We start from the raw sequence: 16549 nt of genomic DNA, 5'->3' as shown, positions 1-16549 counted from the left end.
GTGTGGCGGTGAGGGTTGGCGGTGTCGGGAAGGTCAGGCGCCCGGGCGGCGGACCATGAGCCGCTGCAACAGGCAGAACAGGAACAGCAGCAGGCCGACGACGATGCGCGTCCACCAGGAGCTGAGCGTGCCGTCGAAGGTGATCAGGGTCTGGATCAGGCCCAGGGTGAGCACGCCGAACAGCGTGCCGAAGATGTAGCCCACGCCGCCGGTCAGCAGCGTGCCGCCGATGACCACGGCGGCGATCGCGTCGAGCTCCATGCCGACGGCGTGCAGGCCGTAGCCCGAGAGCATGTAGAAGGTGAAGACCACGCCGCCCAGCGCCGCGCACAGGCCGGAGATCGCGTAGACGCCCACCACCGTGCGCCGCACCGGCAGGCCCATCAGCACGGCCGAGTGTTCGCTGCCGCCGATGGCGTAGACCGTGCGGCCGAAGGCCGTGCCGTGCGCCACGAACAGGGCCACCAGCAGGCAGGCCAGCGCGACCATGGCACCCAGGCTGAGCGTGACGCCGTCGGCCAGCTCCAGCCGGCGGTAGGCCAGCTCGGAATAGGCCTCGTTGCCGATGCTGATCGAGTCGATGCTGATCAGGTAACACAGGCCCCGCGCCAGGAACATGCCGGCCAGCGTGACGATGAAGGGCTGCAGCCGGAAGCGCTCGATCAGGAAGCCCATGAAGGCACCGAAACCCAGCCCCATGAGCAGCACCAGGGCGATCGCGGGCAGCGGCGACCAGCCGTGGTGTTCCACCAGCGAGGCCAGCACCATGGTCGAGAGCGCCACCACCGATCCCACCGACAGGTCGATGCCGCCGCTGAGGATCACGAAGCTCATGCCGGTCGCGACGATCAGCAGGAAGGCGTTGTCGATCAGCAGGTTGAGAAACACCTGGGGCGAGAAGAACCCGGTGTAGCGCCAGGCACCGGCCAGCACCATCAGCAGGAACAGCGCGATCGTGGCCAGCAGCGGCAGAAAGCGCAGGTCCAGCCGGGACAGGGAGGTCGTCTTGTGCGTCATGCGCCGGCTCCCCGGACGGGCGGGCGCTGGGCCAGCGCCCAGAGCTGGGCGCGGAACTCCGGCGACTGCAGCAGCATCACCACGAACACCACCGCGGCCTTGACCACCAGATTGATCTCGGGCGGCACCCCCAGCGAATAGATCGCATAGGTGAGGGTCTGGATGATGAGCGCGCCGATCAGGGTCCCGGCCAGGCTGAAGCGGCCACCGGCCAGCGAGGTGCCGCCCAGCGTGACCGCCAGGATGGCGTCCAGCTCCATCAGCTGGCCGGCGTTGTTGCCGTCCGCGCTCTTGACGTTCGAGCTGATCAGCAGACCGGCGACGCCGGCGCAGAAGCCGCAGAACACGTAGGCGGCGGCGGTGAGCAGGCGCGAGCGGATGCCGGCCACCCGCGCGGCCGAGGGGTTGACGCCCACCGCCTGCACGAACAGGCCCAGCGGGGTGCGGTAGAGCAGCAGCGCCAGCAGGGCCATCACCCCGACCCAGACAAACAGCGAGAACGGCAGCCCCAGCAGGTACCCGCCGCCGATGAAGAAATAGGGCTGGTAATAGACCGTGATGATCTGGCCGTCGGTGATGAGCTGGGCCACGCCGCGGCCCGCCACCATGAGGATCAGGGTCGCGATGATCGGCTGCATGCCGATGCCCGCGACCAGCAGCCCGTTCCACACGCCACACAGCGTGGCCACGGCCAGCGCGCCGGCCACGGCCACGCCCATCGGCAGCCGCGTGGTGGCGCCGTCGACCGAACCGCCGATCATCCAGGCGGCGACCGCGGCCGAAATGGCGACCACCGCACCGACGGAAATGTCGATGCCGCGCATCGCGATCACCAGGGTCATGCCCAGCGACACCAGGATCAGCGGTGCCGCGCGGTTGAGGATGTCGATCAGGCTGCCGTAGAGGTGGCCGTCGCGCCACTCGATGTGCAGGAAGCGGCCGTTGGCGACCACGTTGACCAGCAGCAGCAGGGCCAGCGTGACCAGTGGCCAGGTGAGGCGATGGCCCAGCCAGGCCTGCAGTCGAGAGGAAGATTCAGGCATGCTCGTTCGCAATCAGTTCGTAGACGGCGTCTTCGCTGCTGCCGGCGGGCAGTTCGCCGATCGGCCGCCGGTCGCGCAGCACCAGGATGCGGTGCGACACCCGGACCACCTCGCTCATCTCCGACGAGATGAAGACCACCGCCATGCCCTGCGCCGCCAGGCGCAGGATCTGGTCCATGATCTCCTGCTTGGCCGCCACGTCGATGCCGCGCGTGGGTTCGTCCAGGATCAGCAGGCGCGGCGCGGTCGCCAGCCAGCGGGCGATGATGACCTTCTGCTGGTTGCCACCGGAGAGCAGGCCCACCGGCGTCTCGGGGCCCGGCGTGCGGATGCCCAGCAGCGCGATGTAGCGTTCGGTCATGCCGCGCTGCTCGGCCAGCGACAGGGGCTGGCGCATGCCGCGCATGGCCTGCAGCGCAATGGCAATGTTCTCGCGCACCGAAAGGTCGGCGAAGATGCCTTCGGTCTTGCGCTCCTCGGGACACATCGCCAGGCCGTGGGCGATGGCGTCGACCGGGTTGGAAAACCGCATGACCTCGCCCCGCACGCGCAGCACGCCGGCGTCGGGCCGGTCCAGGCCGAACAGCAGCCGCGCCAGCTCGGTGCGACCCGCGCCCAGCAGGCCGGCGATGCCCAGCACTTCGCCCGGGCGGATCGCCAGGTCGGTGGGCTGGATGCTGCCCGTGCGGCCCAGACCTTCGGCCTGCAGCAGCGCGGGCACCTGCTCGCCGCCGGTGGACCCGGGGCCCGGGCCGGCGGTCGCCGGACCCAGCTCGCGGCCCACCATCGCTTCGATCAGCGCCTGCGGGGGCAGGTCCGGCGTCGGCCATTCCCCGATCCAGCGGCCGTTGCGCAGCACCGTGATGCGGTTGGCCAACGCGTAGACCTGGTCCAGGAAGTGGGTGACGAACAGGATCGCCATGCCCTCGTCGCGCAGCCGCCGCAGCACCTCGAACAGCCCCTGCACTTCGCCGTCGTCGAGACTGGACGTCGGCTCGTCGAGGATCAGCACCCGGGCATCGATGCCCAGGGCGCGCGCGATCGCCACCAGCTGCTGGATCGCCACCGGGTAGTCGGACAGCCGCCGCGTCACATCGATGTCCAGGCCCACCCGGGCCAGCAGACGCCGCGCCTGTTCGCGGGTCGCGGCCCAGTCGATGCGGCCACCCTGCCACCAGCCGTGGCGCGGGTAACGCCCTGCAAAGATGTTCTCGGCCACCGTGAGGTTGGGGCAGAGATTGACCTCCTGGTACACGGTGCTGATGCCCTGCTGCTGGGACTGCAGCGGCGAACCGGGCCAGCCGGAGCGCCCGCCCAGCCGCATGTCGCCCACGGTGGGCGCCACCACGCCGGTCAGCACCTTGATCAGGGTGGACTTGCCCGCCCCGTTCTGCCCCATCAGCGCATGCACCTCGCCGGAAAACAGGCGCAGCCCGACCTCCTGCAGCACGGTGGAGCGCCCGAAGCGCATGCCCACGCCCGAGAGCTGCAGCAGCGGTGAGCTCGTCGGCATGCTCATGCCTTGTTCTTGTTGTAGACGTCGACGAACACGGCGGCCAGCAGCACCAGGCCCTTGATGACCTGCTGGTAGTCGATGCCGACGCCCATGATCGACATGCCGTTGTTCATCACGCCCATGATGAAAGCGCCGATCACCGCGCCCATCACCTTGCCCACGCCGCCGGAGGCCGAGGCCCCGCCGATGAAGCAGGCGGCGATCACGTCCAGTTCGAAGCCCAGGCCCGCCTTGGGCGTGGCGGTGTTCAGGCGCGCCGCGAAGATCAGCCCCGCCAGCGCGGCGAGCACGCCCATGTTCACGAAGGTGTAGAAGCTCAGCCGTTCGGTCTTGATGCCCGAGAGCTTGGCGGCCTTCTCGTTGCCGCCCAGCGCATAGATGCGCCGGCCCAGCACGGTGCGCGCGGTGACGAAGTCGAAGGCCACGATCAGCAGCGCCATCACGATCAGCACATTGGGCAGCCCCTTGTACGAGGCCATCATGTAGCCGAAAAAGACCAGCAGGCCGGCGAACACGGCCAGCTTGATCGCGAACAGCGCCAGCGGTTCGGTGTCGATGCCGTGGCGCAGCTGGTTGCGCCGGGCGCGCAGTGTGGACAGGGCCAGCAGCGCCGCCGCCACCACGCCGATCAGCAGCGAGGTCAGGCGCAGGCCCTCTTCGCTGAACAGGTCGGGGATGAAGCCCGAGCTGAGCTTCTGGAACGACTCGGGGAACGGCCCGACCGACTGCCCCTGCAGCAGCGCCAGCGCCAGGCCCTTGAACACCAGCATGCCCGCCAGCGTGACGATGAACGAGGGGATGCGGAAGAAGGCGACGAACCAGCCCTGCGCGGCGCCGATCACCGCGCCGGTGACCAGGCACACCAGCGTGGCCGGCACGAAGTGCCATTCGTAGTTGACCATCAGCACCGCCGCCAGCGCGCCGATGAAGCCGCAGACGGAGCCGACCGAAAGATCGATGTGGCCGGCCACGATGACCAGCAGCATGCCCAGCGCCATGATGACGATGTAGCTGTTCTGCAGCACCAGGTTGGTCAGGTTCAGCGGCTGCATCAGCGTGCCGTCGGTCATGACCTGGAAGAAGGCCATGATCGCGACCAGCGAGATCAGCATTCCGTATTCGCGGAAGTTGTGCTTGAGGAAGTCCAGGGCCGGACGGCCAGGGGCCGAAGCGGCGGGAGTGGGGGCGGTGGTGGGCTGGTCCATGGGGTCAGTGGCTGGTGACGATCGCGCGCATGATCTTTTCCTGCGAGGCCTCGGCGACCGGCATCTCGGCGACGAAGCGGCCTTCGTTCATGACGTAGATGCGGTCGGACAGGCCCAGCAGTTCGGGCATTTCGGAAGAGATCACGATCACGCACTTCCCTTCGGCCGCGAGCTGGGCGATCAGGGTGTAGATCTCGTACTTGGCGCCCACGTCGATGCCGCGCGTGGGCTCGTCGAGGATGAGCACCTCGGGGTTGGTGAACAGCCATTTGCTGAGCACCACCTTCTGCTGGTTGCCGCCCGAGAGGTTGACGGTCTTCTGGTTCACGCCGGCGCTGCGGATGCGCAGCTTCTCGCGGTAGCCCTGGGCCACGCCGTACTCGCGGCCGTCGTCGATGACACCCGCGCGCGAGACCGCGCCCAGGTTGGCCAGCGAGGTGTTGAACTGGATGTCTTCGGCCAGCACCAGGCCGTTGCCCTTGCGGTCTTCGGTGACGTAGGCCAGGCCGTGGGCCACCGCCTTGCCGACCGTGCCGACGTCGATCGGCTTGCCGTGCAGCCGGACTTCGCCGCTGATGCGCTGGCCCCAGGCGCGGCCAAAGACGCTCATGGCGAACTCGGTGCGGCCCGCGCCCATCAGGCCGGCGATGCCGACGATCTCGCCGCGCTTCACATGCAGGTCCACGCCCTTGATGACTTCGCGGTCGGCGTGTTGCGGGTGGTGCACGCGCCAGTCGCGCACCTCGAACACGGTCTCGCCGATGTCGGGCGTGCGCGGCGGGTAGCGGTCGGCCATCTCGCGCCCGACCATGCCGCGGATCACGCGGTCCTCGCTGACCGTTTCATCGCGGCATTCGATGGTCTCGACGGTGGAGCCGTCGCGCAGGATGGTCACCGCGTCGGCCACGCGCGCGATCTCGTTGAGCTTGTGCGAGATCAGGATGCAGGTGATGCCCTGCCCCTTGAGTTCGAGCAGCAGGTCCAGCAGGGCCTGGCTGTCGTTTTCGTTCAGGCTGGCGGTGGGCTCGTCCAGGATCAGCAGCCGGACCTGCTTGGACAGCGCCTTGGCGATCTCCACCAGCTGCTGCTTGCCCACGCCCATGTCGGTGATCAGGGTCGATGGCGATTCCTTCAGACCCACCTTGCGCAGCAGGTCCTGCGTCTGCCGGTGGGCCGCCATCCAGTCGATCACGCCGCGCTGCGCGACCTCGTTGCCGAGGAACACGTTTTCGGTGATCGACAGCAGCGGCACCAGCGCCAGCTCCTGGTGGATGATGATGATGCCCAGCTGCTCGCTGTCGTGGATGCCTTTGAAGTGGCGCTCCTGGCCGTCGAACAGGATCTCGCCGGTGTAGCTGCCGGTGGGGTACACGCCCGAGAGCACCTTCATCAGCGTCGACTTGCCGGCCCCGTTTTCGCCCACGAGCGCGTGGATCTCGCCGGCGCGCACGCGCAGGTTCACCTGGTTGAGGGCGACCACGCCGGGAAAGGTCTTGCGGATGGACCGCATCTCCAGAAGGGTTTGCAAAGCGGAATCCTCGGTGCGCAACGCGTCGGGGGCCACCGGACGGAGGCCCCCTGCGGTCGCTGCTTACTTGACCTGCGACTCCTTGTAGTAGCCGCTGTCGACCAGCACCTTCTTCCAGTTACTCGCGTCGACCGGCACCGGCTTGAGCAGGTAGCTGGGCACCACCTTCACGCCGTTGTTGTAGGTCTTGGTGTCGTTGATCTCGGGCTGCTTGCCCGAGAGCGTGGCGTCCACCATGTTGGCCGTGACCTTGGCCAGCTCACGCGTGTCCTTGAAGATGGTCGAGTACTGCTCGCCCTTGAGGATGGACTTGACCGAAGGCACTTCGGCGTCCTGGCCGCTGACCACCGGGCAGGGCTGCTGCGCGGTGCAGTAGCCGACGCCCTTGAGCGAGGACAGGATGCCGATCGACAGGCCGTCGTAGGGGCTGAGCACGGCGTGGACCTTGTCCTTGCCGTAGAAGGCCGACAGCAGGTTGTCCATGCGGGCCTGCGCCACGGCGCCGTCCCAGCGCAGCGTGCCGACCTTGTCCATGCCCATCTGCTTGCTGCGCACCACCAGCTTGCCGCTGTCGATGTAGGGCTTGAGCACGCTCATGGCGCCGTCGTAGAAGAAGAAGGCGTTGTTGTCGTCGGGCGAGCCGCCGAACAGCTCGATGTTGAACGGGCCCTTGCCGGCCTTCAGGCCCAGCTTGTCGACGATGGAGGTCGCCTGCTGCACACCGACCTGGAAGTTGTCGAAGGTGGCGTAGTAGTCGACGTTCTTGCTGCCCTTGATCAGGCGGTCGTAGGCGATGACCTTGACGCCCTTGTCGGCCGCGTTCTGCAGCGCCTTGGACAGCGTGGTGCCGTCGATCGAGGCGATCACCAGCACCTTCACGCCCTTGGTGATCATGTTCTCGACCTGGGCCAACTGGTTGGGGATGTCGTCGTCGGCGTACTGCAGGTCGGTCTTGTAGCCGCGGTCCTTGAGGACCTTGACCATGTTGTCGCCGTCGGCAATCCAGCGCGCGGACGATTTGGTGGGCATGGAGATGCCAATGGTGCCTTTGTCCTGCGCCAGTGCGCCGGTGGTGAGGGTGGCGGCGGCCAGCGCGACGGCGCAGAGGATGTGGCGGCGGTTGGTGGTGTTCAAGTGGGTCTCCTGGGGTGGATGCCGCGCGGTGGTCCGCGCGGCAGATCTGTTGTTGTGGGTGCCGGGTGTGTGACGGGTGATCAGTACTTGCGCTTGGGGAACTCCTGTGCGGCGGTTTCCATCGGGAAGATGCCTTCCTGGGTCACGATGCGCTTGGGCACGGGCTTGCCGGCCTTGACGTCCTTGACGATCTGCATGAGCTGCGGGCCCAGCAGCGGGCTGCACTCGACGCTGACGTTCATCTTGCCGGCGATCATGGCTTCGAAGGCGCCCTTGACCGCGTCCACCGAGATGATGGTGATGTCCTTGGCGGGCTTGAGGCCGGCTTCCTCGATGGCCTGGATCGCGCCGATCGCCATGTCGTCGTTGTGCGCGTAGAGCACGTTGATGTTCTTGCCCTCGGCCTTGAGGAAGGCTTCCATGACTTCCTTGCCCTTGGCGCGGGTGAAGTCACCGGTCTGCGAGCGCACGATCTTGAACTTCGGGTCGGCCTTGATGATTTCCTCGAAGCCCTTCTTGCGGTCGATGGCGGGCGCGGAGCCCACCGTGCCCTGCAGCTCGACGATGTTGACGGTGCCGCTCTGGCCCTTCGTCTTCTCGACCAGCCAGCGCCCGGCCTTGCGGCCCTCTTCCACGAAGTCGGAGCCCAGGAAGGACACATACAGGGAGTCGTCCTTGACGTTGACCGAGCGGTCGGTGAGCACCACCGGGATCTTGGCGGCCTTGGCTTCGCGCAGCACCATTTCCCAGCCCGACTCCACCACCGGCGAGAACGCGATCACGTCGACCTTCTGCGCGATGAAGCTGCGGATGGCCTTGATCTGGTTTTCCTGCTTCTGCTGCGCGTCGGAGAACTTCAGGTCGATGCCGGCTTCCTTGGCCGAGGCCTTGACCGACTCGGTGTTGGCGGTGCGCCATTCGCTCTCGGCACCGACCTGGCTGAAGCCCAGCACGAGGGGCTTCTGGGCGAACGCGGTGGCCGGCAGCAGAACGGCCAGGGAAGCGGTCGCCAGGGTGGCGACCAGGGTGCGGCGCTGAATGCGTTTCATGGTGTCTGTCTCCTGTTTGGGGTGGTGAAAGCGGAAGCGGTCAGGCCAGCATGTAGCCGGTCTTGACGGTGGTGTAGAACTCCGCCGCGTAGCGGCCTTGTTCGCGGGATCCGTGGCTGGAGTCTTTGCGCCCGCCGAACGGAACATGGAAATCCACGCCGGCGGTCGGCAGGTTCACCATGGTCATGCCCACCTGCGCGTGGCGACGGAAATGCATCGCGTGCTTGAGCGAGGTGGTGCAGAGGCCGGCGCACAGCCCGAAGGGCGTGTCGTTGGCCAGCGACAGGGCGTGCTCGTAGCCGTCGGCGCGCAGCACGCAGGCGATGGGGCCGAAGATTTCTTCGCGGGCGATGCGGTGCTGCGGTTCGGCCAGCCACAGGGCCGGGCGCATGTAGTGCCCCGGGGTGTCGCTGTCCAGCAGCTCCCCGCCCCAGACATGCTGCGCGCCTTCGTTCGCCGCGATCGCCATGTAGGACTGGTTCTGTTCCAGCTGCCCGCCGTCGACCACCGGGCCCATCTCGGTGCCGCGCGTCAGCGCGTGCCCGACCTTGAGGGCTTGCAGCCGGCGCGTCAGGCGCGCCACGAATTCGTCGTGCACCGGCGCGTCCACGATCAGGCGGCTCGACGCGGTGCACCGCTGTCCGGTGGAGAAGTAGGAGCCCTGCAGCGCGCAGTCGACCGCCTGGTCCAGGTCGGCGTCGGCCAGCACGACCAGCGGGTTCTTGCCGCCCATCTCCAGCTGCACCTTGGCCTGGCGCGCGGCGGTGGCCGTGAGGATGCGGCGCCCGGTGGGCACCGAGCCGGTGAAGCTGATCGCGTTCACGCGCGGGTGCTCGACCAGGGTCTGGCCGACCTCGCGGCCGCTGCCCATGATGAGGTTGAAGGTGCCGGCGGGCAAGCCGCAGCGGCTGAGGATCTCCGCCAGCGCCCAGCCGCAGGCCGGCACCAGCTCGGCCGGCTTGAACACCACGGTGTTGCCGTAGGCCAGCGCCGGCGCGATCTTCCAGGCCGGGATCGCGAACGGGAAGTTCCAGGGCGCGATGATCGCCACCACGCCGACCGGCTCGCGGGTGATGTCGACCTGCACACCCGGGCGCACCGAGGCCATGGTCTCACCCTGGATGCGCAAGGCCTCGCCGGCGAAGAACTTGAAGATGTTGCCGGCGCGAGCGACTTCGGCAATCGCCTCGGGCAGGGTCTTGCCTTCCTCGCGCGCCAGCAGTTCGCCCAGCTCCTCCTTGCGCGCCAGCAGCTCGCTGCCCACCTGGTCCAGCGCATCGGCGCGGCGCTGCGGCGTGCTCAGGCTCCACTGCGGCAGGGCATCGGCGGCGGCGGCGATCGCCAGCTCGGTCTGGTTGCGGTCGGCGCGGGCGAACTCGGCCACCACCTCCCGCGTGTCCGAGGGGTTGGTGCTGATGCCGGTGGTGGCGCCAATCACCCAGCGACCATTGATGAGGTGTCGCGGTTGGTGTCGGATTTCGCCGTGCTTCATGACGTCGGTGCCTTGTGTGTGTGTTGCGCCGGCAGTCTATGAAGCTTTTTGATATCAATCCAATCATTTTTAGGAGAAAATTGATATCGATCCTGGCATTCTGGAAAACCCCCGATGAGCAACTACAACCACTGGTTCATCCGCGCCCGCCTCAAGACGCGCCAGCTGCTGCTGCTGGTGGCGCTGGCGGAGGAAGGCAACATCCACCGCGCGGCCCAGGTGCTCAGCATGACCCAGCCCGCGGCCTCCAAGCTGCTCAAGGACCTGGAAGACGTGCTGGGTGTGCCGCTGTTCGACCGGCTGCCCCGCGGCATGAGCCCGACCTGGTACGGCGAGACCATGATCCGCCACGCGCGCATGGCGCTGGCCAGCCTGAACCAGGCGCACGACGAGCTCATGGCGCTCAAGTCGGGGCACTTCGGGCAGGTCGGCGTCGGCGCGATCACCTCGCCGGGCCTGAGCCTGCTGCCTTCGGCGGTGGCGCTGGTCAAGCAGGAGCATCCCAACCTGCGGATCTCGCTGGAGATCGAGACCAGCCCGGTGCTGCTGGACCGGCTGGAGCAGGGCAAGATCGACATCGTGATCGGCCGCCTGTTTGCCGAGCACGACAAGAGCAGCCTGCGCTACGAACCGCTGACCGGGGAGATGGTGTCGGCGGTGACCCGGCCCGGCCATCCGCTGATGGGCGTGAGCCACCTGAGCCTGCGCGACCTGCACGGCGCCGGCTGGATCGTGCCGCCGGACGGCAGCGTGCTGCGCCACCGCTTCGACCTGATGTTCCAGCAGGAAGGCCTGAGCCCGCCGATCAACACCATCGAGACCTCGGCCCTGCTGTTCATGACGCGCATGCTGCAGCAGAGCGACATGGTGGGCGTGCTGGCGACTGAGGTGGCGAACTACTACGCCGCCCATGGCCTGATGGCCAGGCTGCCGATCGAGCTGCCCTGCCAGATGGACGCCTTCGGCCTCATCACCCGCAACGACCGACTGCTCTCGCCCGGTGCGAAGGTGCTGATGAAGGCGCTCAAGCAGACCTGCCTGACGCAGTACGGCATCAAGCTGGAGGCGTGAGGGCACCCCCTGCGCCGCTTCGCAGCTTCCCCCTCTCTCGCCTGCGGCGGGAGGGGGACGGCACCTGAGGCCCGGCGAAGCCGGTTCCTCGGTGCCACCGGAAAGCGTGGCCGCGGACCGCAGCTTGAGACGGGAATTCAGCGCCGGGCCGCCCCAAGCTGAATTCGCGCTCCCTCGGGGGGCAGCGACCCGCTCAGCGGTGGAGCGTGGGGGTCACATGTTCAGGTCCAGCCGCCGTCGACCACGAACTCCTGCGCGGTGCACATCACCGCATCGTCCGAGGCCAGGAACAGCACCATGTTCGCCACGTGCTGCGGCAGCAGCTTGTCGGGCATGCACTGGTTGCGCGCGATCTCGCGTTCGCCCTCGGCATCCAGCCACAGCCGCACCTGCCGCTCGGTCATGACCCAGCCGGGCGTGACCGTGTTGACGCGGATGCGGTCCTTGCCGAGCGAGGCGGCCAGCCCGCGCGTCAGCCCGTTGACCGCCGACTTGGCGATCGCGTAGCAGGGGTAGTCGGGGTTCTTGGTCTGCCAGCCGACCGAGCCGAAATTGATCACCGATCCGCCGCCGAGCCGGCGCATGCCCGGCGCCACGGCCTGCACCGCGAACAGCGCGGGGCGCTGGTTCACGGCCATGCGCTCGTCGTAGTAGTCCGGCGTGACCGACTCCAGGGTGTGGCGGTCGTCGCTGGCGACGTTGTTGACCAGCACACCGAAGTCGCCCAGGGCGGTGGCCGCGTCGGCGATGGCGCCCTGCAGCGCGGCGATGTCCTTGACGTCGACGGCGCGCCACCAGGGCCGGGGGAGGCCTTCGTCGGCGAGTTGCTGCGCCAGCGCTTCGGCCGCCTGCGCCGCCACGTCGACGAACGCGACCTGGGCGCCCTGGCGGGCAAACGCGGCGACGATGGCCGCACCGATGCCGGTGGCGCCGCCGGTGACAAAGACCTTGCGGCCCGGCAGGCCGGCGTAACGGGAAGCCCGGGCGGCGTCGGCAGCGGCCGGAACGTCCGGATTCGAAGAAAAGGTTGTCATTGCAATATCGATATCAATAGATAAACAAATCAGATCAAATACATATCAATCTGATCGCATAATGCCCCGGACGTCAAGCCCCGGGCCCCTGCCGCAGGCGGCCGACCGCCATTCAGGAGACGACATGCCATCCAACGACCGCCCCTTTCCCAAGCCTGCGCCCGCGGGCGATGTCCGCTGCGTCTGGCCGGCGGCCGCGGCGCTGGGCGAAGGCGGTCTCTGGTCCGTGCGGCGGCAGTGCTTCTTCTGGGTCGACATCCTGTCCCGGCGCATCCACCGGCTCGACCCGGCCACCGGCGCACAGGACAGCTGGACCTTCGACGAAGAAGTCTCGGCCCTGGCCGAGCGGCGCGAAGGCAACGGCCTGGCGATCGCCCTGCGGCGCGGCCCGGCCTTCTGGGACCCCGAACGGCCGGACGAAGCGCCAAGACACCTCTGCCAGCCGGAGCCGGAGCGCGCGGGCAACCGCTTCAACGATGCCAGGTGCGACACCGCCGGGCGCTGGTGGATGGGCAGCATGGACTTCGACTGCCGCGCCCCGACCGGTGCGCTCTACCGGGTCACTCCCGATGGCGGCTGGACCCGCATGGACGACGGCTTCGCGGTCACCAACGGCCCCACCTGGCTCCGCGACGGCCGCACCATGCTGTTCAACGACACCGTGCGCGGCCAGGTGCTGGCCTACGGCAGCGACCCGGCGACCGGCGAACTCGGCGCGCGCCGGCTCTGGCTGCAGTTCGCCCCGGAAGACGGCGTGCCCGACGGCATGACCACCGACGCGCTGGGCCGCGTCTGGATCTGCCACTGGGGCGGCGGCTGTGTGTCCTGCCACGACCCCGACACCGCACAGGAACTGGGCCGCGTGCGCCTGCCGGTGAGCCAGGTGACCTCGTGCACCTTCGGCGGCGCGGACCTGTCCACGCTGTACATCACCTCGGCCAGGATCGGCCTGGATGACGCCGCCCTGGCGAAGGAGCCCCTGGCGGGCGGGCTGTTTGCCGTCGACATGGACTGCCAGGGCCGCGCCGCCGCGGCGTTTGGTGGCTGAACACTCAGGGAGCGACGCGATGAACCCGGCTTTGAACTTCGATGGTGCGCACTGGCTGGACAGCCACGCGCAGCGGCTGTGCCTGCTGCCTTCGGCAGGCGGTGGCGTGGCGGCCTGGCAATGGCTGCGGGGTGGCGAACCCGTGGACCTCTGGCGCCCTTGGGACGGCCGGACCCCGCGCATGCAGGCCCTGGCCAGCTACCCGCTGCTGCCCTGGTCCAACCGCATCGGCGGTGGCGGCTTCGAGCACGCGGGCCGCTTCCACCCGCTGCGGCCCAACACACCGGACGACCCGTACCCGATCCACGGCGACGGCTGGCAGCAGCCCTGGACCCTGGTCGATCCACGGCCCGACGGCGCGGGCATGGTCCTGCACAGCGAACGCTTTGGCGGCAGCCCCTACGTGTACGAGGCGCGGCAGGGGTTCACGCTGTCCGATGGCGGCCTGCAGCAGACCCTGACGGTCACCAACCGCGGCCCCGAGGCACTGCCCTTCGGGCTGGGGCAGCACCCCTGGTTCACGCGCACACCGGGCTGCCGGCTGACCACCGGCGTGGCGGGCGTCTGGATGTCCCGCCCCGACCGGATGCCCACCGGCTACACCACCGAATTCCCCGAGGGCTGGGACCTCAACGCGGGCGCGATGGTCGACCGTCTCGTGATCGACAACGGCTTTGGCGGTTGGAGCGGCGAGGCGCAGATCGAGTGGCCCGAACGCCACCTGACGCTGCACATGCAAAGCAGCCTGACGCTGCCGGACGGCACTCCCGGTCGGCCGGACTGTCTGCTGTACGCACCGGAGGCGCCGCCCGTGTTCTGTTTCGAACCCATCAGCCATCCGATCAATGCGGCGCATTGGCCCGGTCGCCCTGGCTGGGTGGCGCTGGCGCCAGGGCAGTCGATGTCGCTGCTGGTGCACTGGCGCTTTGACCACGTTCGGCCGGGCTGACGCGGCCCCATCGAGGCGCCGGCCCGTCGCCGGTCAGAGATCCCGGCGCTCCTGCTGCCCCGGCCGCAGCGCGAACCGCGTCCGCGCGTCCCGCAACTCCAGCTCGACCTGAGCCCGGCGGTGGCCGTAGACCTCGGCCCTGAGCCAGGCGAGTTCGGCCTCCAGCAGGGCTTCGTCCGCCAGACCGCGGTACCAGACCTTGGCATCCCCGTCCCAGCGGTAGCCGCGGGCCTTGAGCCGGTCCTTGCTGTCGAACGGCGAACCGGTGGCCCGCAGCGTGAAACTCGGCCGGTCGGCGGCGGCGATCAGCTGGCCCAGCCCGGTCGAAACACCGTCGGCCGCGGGACTGGCCAGCACCTGCAACAGGGCATGGCAGTCGACCAGCGCGCGGTGCGCGTCGTAGAACCAGCCGCGGTCCTGCGCCAGTGCGCTGAGCTTGGCCGACTCCGCGCCCTGCGCCTTCCAGTCGATGTCGGCGAACGAACAGGCCCAGGGCTTGGCGGCAAAACCCGGAAAGCGGGCCTCCACGAACGGCCGGTCAAAGCCGGCGTTGTGCGCGACCACCAGGTCGGCTCCGGCCAGCAAGGCCTCGACCTGCGCACCGTCCAGCCGCTGGCCGCGCACCATCTCGTCGGTGATGCCGGTGATCTCCCGCGCGATCTCGGGGATCGGCATGCCCGGGTCTTCAAAGCCTTCGAACGTTTCGACCGGCCCGAAGGGGCGCCCGGTCGCGGCGTCGACCGACACCCGCAGCATGGCCAGCTCGATGATGCGGTCGCTGGCGTGGGACAGGCCGGTGGTTTCGGTGTCGAGGATCAGGACGCGGCACACGGCCTGCGGCGCATCGGGCGCGGGGCCGTAGTCCGGCAGGGGAACCAGCCGGCGCAGCACCCGGTAGTCGGGGTGCGCCTGCAGCTGTTGCGCCATCTCTTCGGGCGCCAGGGATCGAACGGCGGTGGGCTCGCTGGCGGAAGGCTTTCCCGGCGGCGACGCGTCGAATTCGAAACTGAGTTGACCCAAGGGGGAAAGGAGATGGTGCGGCTGGCGGGGATCGAACCCACGACCCTTGGCTTCGGAGGCCAATACTCTATCCACTGAGCTACAGCCGCACTGGCTGGAAAGCCCGCCATTGTCTCACAGGCGCTTTGCCGCCTTCTTCCATGCCCGCACCGGGGCGCCTTCCGCCCATTCGCGCAGCACGGACCTCCGGCGCTATGGTTTTATGTACCTTTATTACAATGCAAACCTTTGCACCATTGAGGTTTTCCCGGGCGCACCGGGATGTTGCATTTAAGCAGTTACGTACTGGTTACGCCGTATTTTTTCAGGGTTTTCACTGAGCGCAATCGTTTGCATCGATGGTCGAATTCCGGGGCTTTCCCAACCGTTTGTTACCGCATCGCTTGAAACATCGGTACAGGAAAGAGTGGTTCACAACATTCACACTCCGGAGATTCCTCATGCAACACAGCTTCAAGATCGCGGCCGCCGCCGCCCTCTGCGCCACCACCTTTGCCGCCCACGCCGAACTGACGATGGACGCCAACCTGGAACTGGACACCACCTACCAGAGCAAGGTCAGCAAGCCCGCGACCAACGCCCGCGACAGCGACCTGAACCAGGGCGGTCGCGTCGAATTCAACGTCGGCGGCAAGGCCACCAACGGTGACGCCTTCGTGCAGGCCCGCGGCACGCTGCTGATCAAGAAGGACGGCGACACCGGCACCGACGACATGTGGGTCCAGTTCGGCAACGCCGGCATGGACGTCAAGATGGGCCGCTTCGAAGCCATGGACCTGTTCCCGCTGGGCAAGGACACCCTGGTCGAGAACTCCGGCTACGGCGGCTACCACGCCAACGCCCTGCGCGGCCGCTTCGGCAAGGACACCGTGCACATCGCCCCCGGCTTCAACGCCGGCCCGGCCCGCATCGAAGTGGGCTTCGTCTACAGCAAGGAAAAGGGTGAGGCCCGCGGCGTGCGCCCGGCCGTCAGCTTCGGTTCCGGCCCGGTCACCGTCCGCGTGGGCGCCGAGTCGGTCAAGAAGGTCGGCAGCACCACCGGCAGCACCAACGGTTTCGGCGCCTCGCTGGGCTACGCCCTGAGCGCCGACAGCAGCCTGAACCTGAACTTCGCCAAGATGGAAGACGACAAGTCGGTCGGCTTCAACGCCACCATCGGCGCCGCCGGTGTCGGCCTGATCCTGGACAAGGGTGCCAACGGCGCCAAGAACAACACGTTCTACGCCGCCTACTCCTTCCCGCTGTTCGGCGTGAAGGGCGCGACCATCACGCCCGCCTTCAGCTACGCCAAGGGTGGCAAGGGCACCGAAAGCCAGACCGCCGCCCGCGTGCGTGTCAACTACGCGTTTTGATCGGGGGTTCCCGATCTTTCCGGGGTGAGAGAACCTGAAAAGGGGATCGAACCCATTTTCCTCTCGGCAATCAGAGTTGGCCCGGGTGTCG

General features: G+C 68.0%; 14 protein-coding genes and 1 tRNA gene. 4 read left to right on the top strand and 11 right to left on the bottom strand.

Annotated elements, in window-relative coordinates; translation table 11 throughout:
- Positions 1-33: 33 nt before the first annotated feature.
- From yjfF to ACS5NL_RS19955, 8 genes are all read right to left on the bottom strand, one after another.
- On the bottom strand, positions 34-1017 hold the full coding sequence (gene yjfF / locus ACS5NL_RS19990) for a galactofuranose ABC transporter, permease protein YjfF (RefSeq protein ID WP_439355725.1): 984 nt from the start codon (positions 1015-1017) through the stop codon (positions 34-36).
- Positions 1014-2060: an ABC transporter permease gene (locus ACS5NL_RS19985; protein WP_439355724.1), complete on the bottom strand. Its 1047-nt coding sequence runs from the start codon at positions 2058-2060 to the stop codon at positions 1014-1016. The genes yjfF and ACS5NL_RS19985 overlap by 4 nt, the downstream gene beginning before the upstream one ends.
- The gene (locus ACS5NL_RS19980; protein ID WP_439355723.1) at positions 2053-3579 is read right to left on the bottom strand and encodes a sugar ABC transporter ATP-binding protein; all 1527 of its coding nucleotides are present in this window, start codon (positions 3577-3579) and stop codon (positions 2053-2055) included. The genes ACS5NL_RS19985 and ACS5NL_RS19980 overlap by 8 nt, the downstream gene beginning before the upstream one ends.
- Positions 3576-4781 carry a multiple monosaccharide ABC transporter permease gene (mmsB, locus tag ACS5NL_RS19975; protein ID WP_439355722.1) on the bottom strand — a complete coding sequence of 402 codons (1206 nt, stop codon included), beginning with the start codon at positions 4779-4781 and terminating at the stop codon, positions 3576-3578. The genes ACS5NL_RS19980 and mmsB overlap by 4 nt, the downstream gene beginning before the upstream one ends.
- Positions 4782-4785: 4 nt before the next feature.
- Positions 4786-6291, bottom strand: a complete 1506-nt coding sequence (gene mmsA, locus ACS5NL_RS19970; protein ID WP_439355764.1) for a multiple monosaccharide ABC transporter ATP-binding protein — start codon at positions 6289-6291, stop codon at positions 4786-4788.
- Positions 6292-6372: 81 nt separating this feature from the next.
- A complete protein-coding gene (chvE, locus tag ACS5NL_RS19965) occupies positions 6373-7419 on the bottom strand; it encodes a multiple monosaccharide ABC transporter substrate-binding protein (protein WP_439355763.1) in 1047 nt (348 codons plus the stop codon).
- 104 nt (positions 7420-7523) lie between these two features.
- Positions 7524-8492 (bottom strand): ABC transporter substrate-binding protein, encoded by a 969-nt coding sequence (locus ACS5NL_RS19960; protein WP_439355721.1) that lies wholly within the window; start codon positions 8490-8492, stop codon positions 7524-7526.
- A 40-nt stretch (positions 8493-8532) separates the two neighbouring features.
- Positions 8533-9984, bottom strand: a complete 1452-nt coding sequence (locus tag ACS5NL_RS19955; protein WP_439355720.1) for an aldehyde dehydrogenase family protein — start codon at positions 9982-9984, stop codon at positions 8533-8535.
- A 114-nt stretch (positions 9985-10098) separates the two neighbouring features.
- On the opposite strand from ACS5NL_RS19955, the gene ACS5NL_RS19950 reads away from it, so the two are divergent.
- Complete coding sequence (locus ACS5NL_RS19950; protein WP_439355719.1) at positions 10099-11055, top strand: LysR substrate-binding domain-containing protein; 957 nt, start codon at positions 10099-10101, stop codon at positions 11053-11055.
- A 221-nt stretch (positions 11056-11276) separates the two neighbouring features.
- Here the strand turns inward: ACS5NL_RS19950 and ACS5NL_RS19945 are convergent, their stop codons facing one another.
- The gene (locus ACS5NL_RS19945; protein ID WP_439355718.1) at positions 11277-12089 is read right to left on the bottom strand and encodes an SDR family NAD(P)-dependent oxidoreductase; all 813 of its coding nucleotides are present in this window, start codon (positions 12087-12089) and stop codon (positions 11277-11279) included.
- A gap of 124 nt (positions 12090-12213) precedes the next feature.
- Here ACS5NL_RS19945 and ACS5NL_RS19940 point away from each other — a divergent pair, with 124 nt between their 5' ends.
- Both ACS5NL_RS19940 and ACS5NL_RS19935 read left to right on the top strand, forming a co-directional pair.
- Positions 12214-13137, top strand: coding sequence for an SMP-30/gluconolactonase/LRE family protein (locus tag ACS5NL_RS19940; RefSeq protein ID WP_439355717.1), 924 nt, complete (start codon positions 12214-12216; stop codon positions 13135-13137).
- 19 nt (positions 13138-13156) lie between these two features.
- Entirely contained in the window at positions 13157-14086 is a 930-nt protein-coding gene (locus ACS5NL_RS19935) for an aldose 1-epimerase (RefSeq protein ID WP_439355716.1), read from the top strand.
- A 33-nt stretch (positions 14087-14119) separates the two neighbouring features.
- Here ACS5NL_RS19935 and ACS5NL_RS19930 read toward each other — a convergent pair whose 3' ends face one another.
- Together ACS5NL_RS19930 and ACS5NL_RS19925 are read right to left on the bottom strand one after the other, a co-directional pair.
- A complete protein-coding gene (locus ACS5NL_RS19930) occupies positions 14120-15106 on the bottom strand; it encodes a 3'-5' exonuclease (protein ID WP_439355715.1) in 987 nt (328 codons plus the stop codon).
- Between the two features lie 13 nt (positions 15107-15119).
- Positions 15120-15195: transfer RNA gene (locus ACS5NL_RS19925), tRNA-Arg, on the bottom strand.
- A 351-nt stretch (positions 15196-15546) separates the two neighbouring features.
- Between ACS5NL_RS19925 and ACS5NL_RS19920 the strand changes: the two genes are divergently transcribed.
- On the top strand, positions 15547-16458 hold the full coding sequence (locus ACS5NL_RS19920; RefSeq protein ID WP_439355714.1) for a carbohydrate porin: 912 nt from the start codon (positions 15547-15549) through the stop codon (positions 16456-16458).
- Positions 16459-16549 lie beyond the last annotated feature (91 nt).

It is taken from the genome of Hydrogenophaga sedimenti, assembly GCF_051857515.1.
GTDB lineage: Bacteria > Pseudomonadota > Gammaproteobacteria > Burkholderiales > Burkholderiaceae_C > Hydrogenophaga.
Note: the sequence above shows the minus strand (reverse complement) of the source record. Positions and strands in the feature narration are given on the sequence as shown.

Excerpts from the sequence above, each read along its gene's own strand:
- yjfF (WP_439355725.1), bottom strand. The coding sequence starts at position 1,017 with ATGACGCACAAGACGACCTCCCTGTCCCGGCTGGACCTGCGCTTTCTG.
- ACS5NL_RS19985 (WP_439355724.1), bottom strand. The coding sequence starts at position 2,060 with ATGCCTGAATCTTCCTCTCGACTGCAGGCCTGGCTGGGCCATCGCCTC.
- ACS5NL_RS19980 (WP_439355723.1), bottom strand. The coding sequence starts at position 3,579 with ATGAGCATGCCGACGAGCTCACCGCTGCTGCAGCTCTCGGGCGTGGGC.
- mmsB (WP_439355722.1), bottom strand. The coding sequence starts at position 4,781 with ATGGACCAGCCCACCACCGCCCCCACTCCCGCCGCTTCGGCCCCTGGC.
- mmsA (WP_439355764.1), bottom strand. The coding sequence starts at position 6,291 with ATGCGGTCCATCCGCAAGACCTTTCCCGGCGTGGTCGCCCTCAACCAG.
- ACS5NL_RS19960 (WP_439355721.1), bottom strand. The coding sequence starts at position 8,492 with ATGAAACGCATTCAGCGCCGCACCCTGGTCGCCACCCTGGCGACCGCT.
- ACS5NL_RS19955 (WP_439355720.1), bottom strand. The coding sequence starts at position 9,984 with ATGAAGCACGGCGAAATCCGACACCAACCGCGACACCTCATCAATGGT.
- ACS5NL_RS19950 (WP_439355719.1), top strand. The coding sequence starts at position 10,099 with ATGAGCAACTACAACCACTGGTTCATCCGCGCCCGCCTCAAGACGCGC.
- ACS5NL_RS19945 (WP_439355718.1), bottom strand. The coding sequence starts at position 12,089 with ATGACAACCTTTTCTTCGAATCCGGACGTTCCGGCCGCTGCCGACGCC.
- ACS5NL_RS19940 (WP_439355717.1), top strand. The coding sequence starts at position 12,214 with ATGCCATCCAACGACCGCCCCTTTCCCAAGCCTGCGCCCGCGGGCGAT.
- ACS5NL_RS19935 (WP_439355716.1), top strand. The coding sequence starts at position 13,157 with ATGAACCCGGCTTTGAACTTCGATGGTGCGCACTGGCTGGACAGCCAC.
- ACS5NL_RS19920 (WP_439355714.1), top strand. The coding sequence starts at position 15,547 with ATGCAACACAGCTTCAAGATCGCGGCCGCCGCCGCCCTCTGCGCCACC.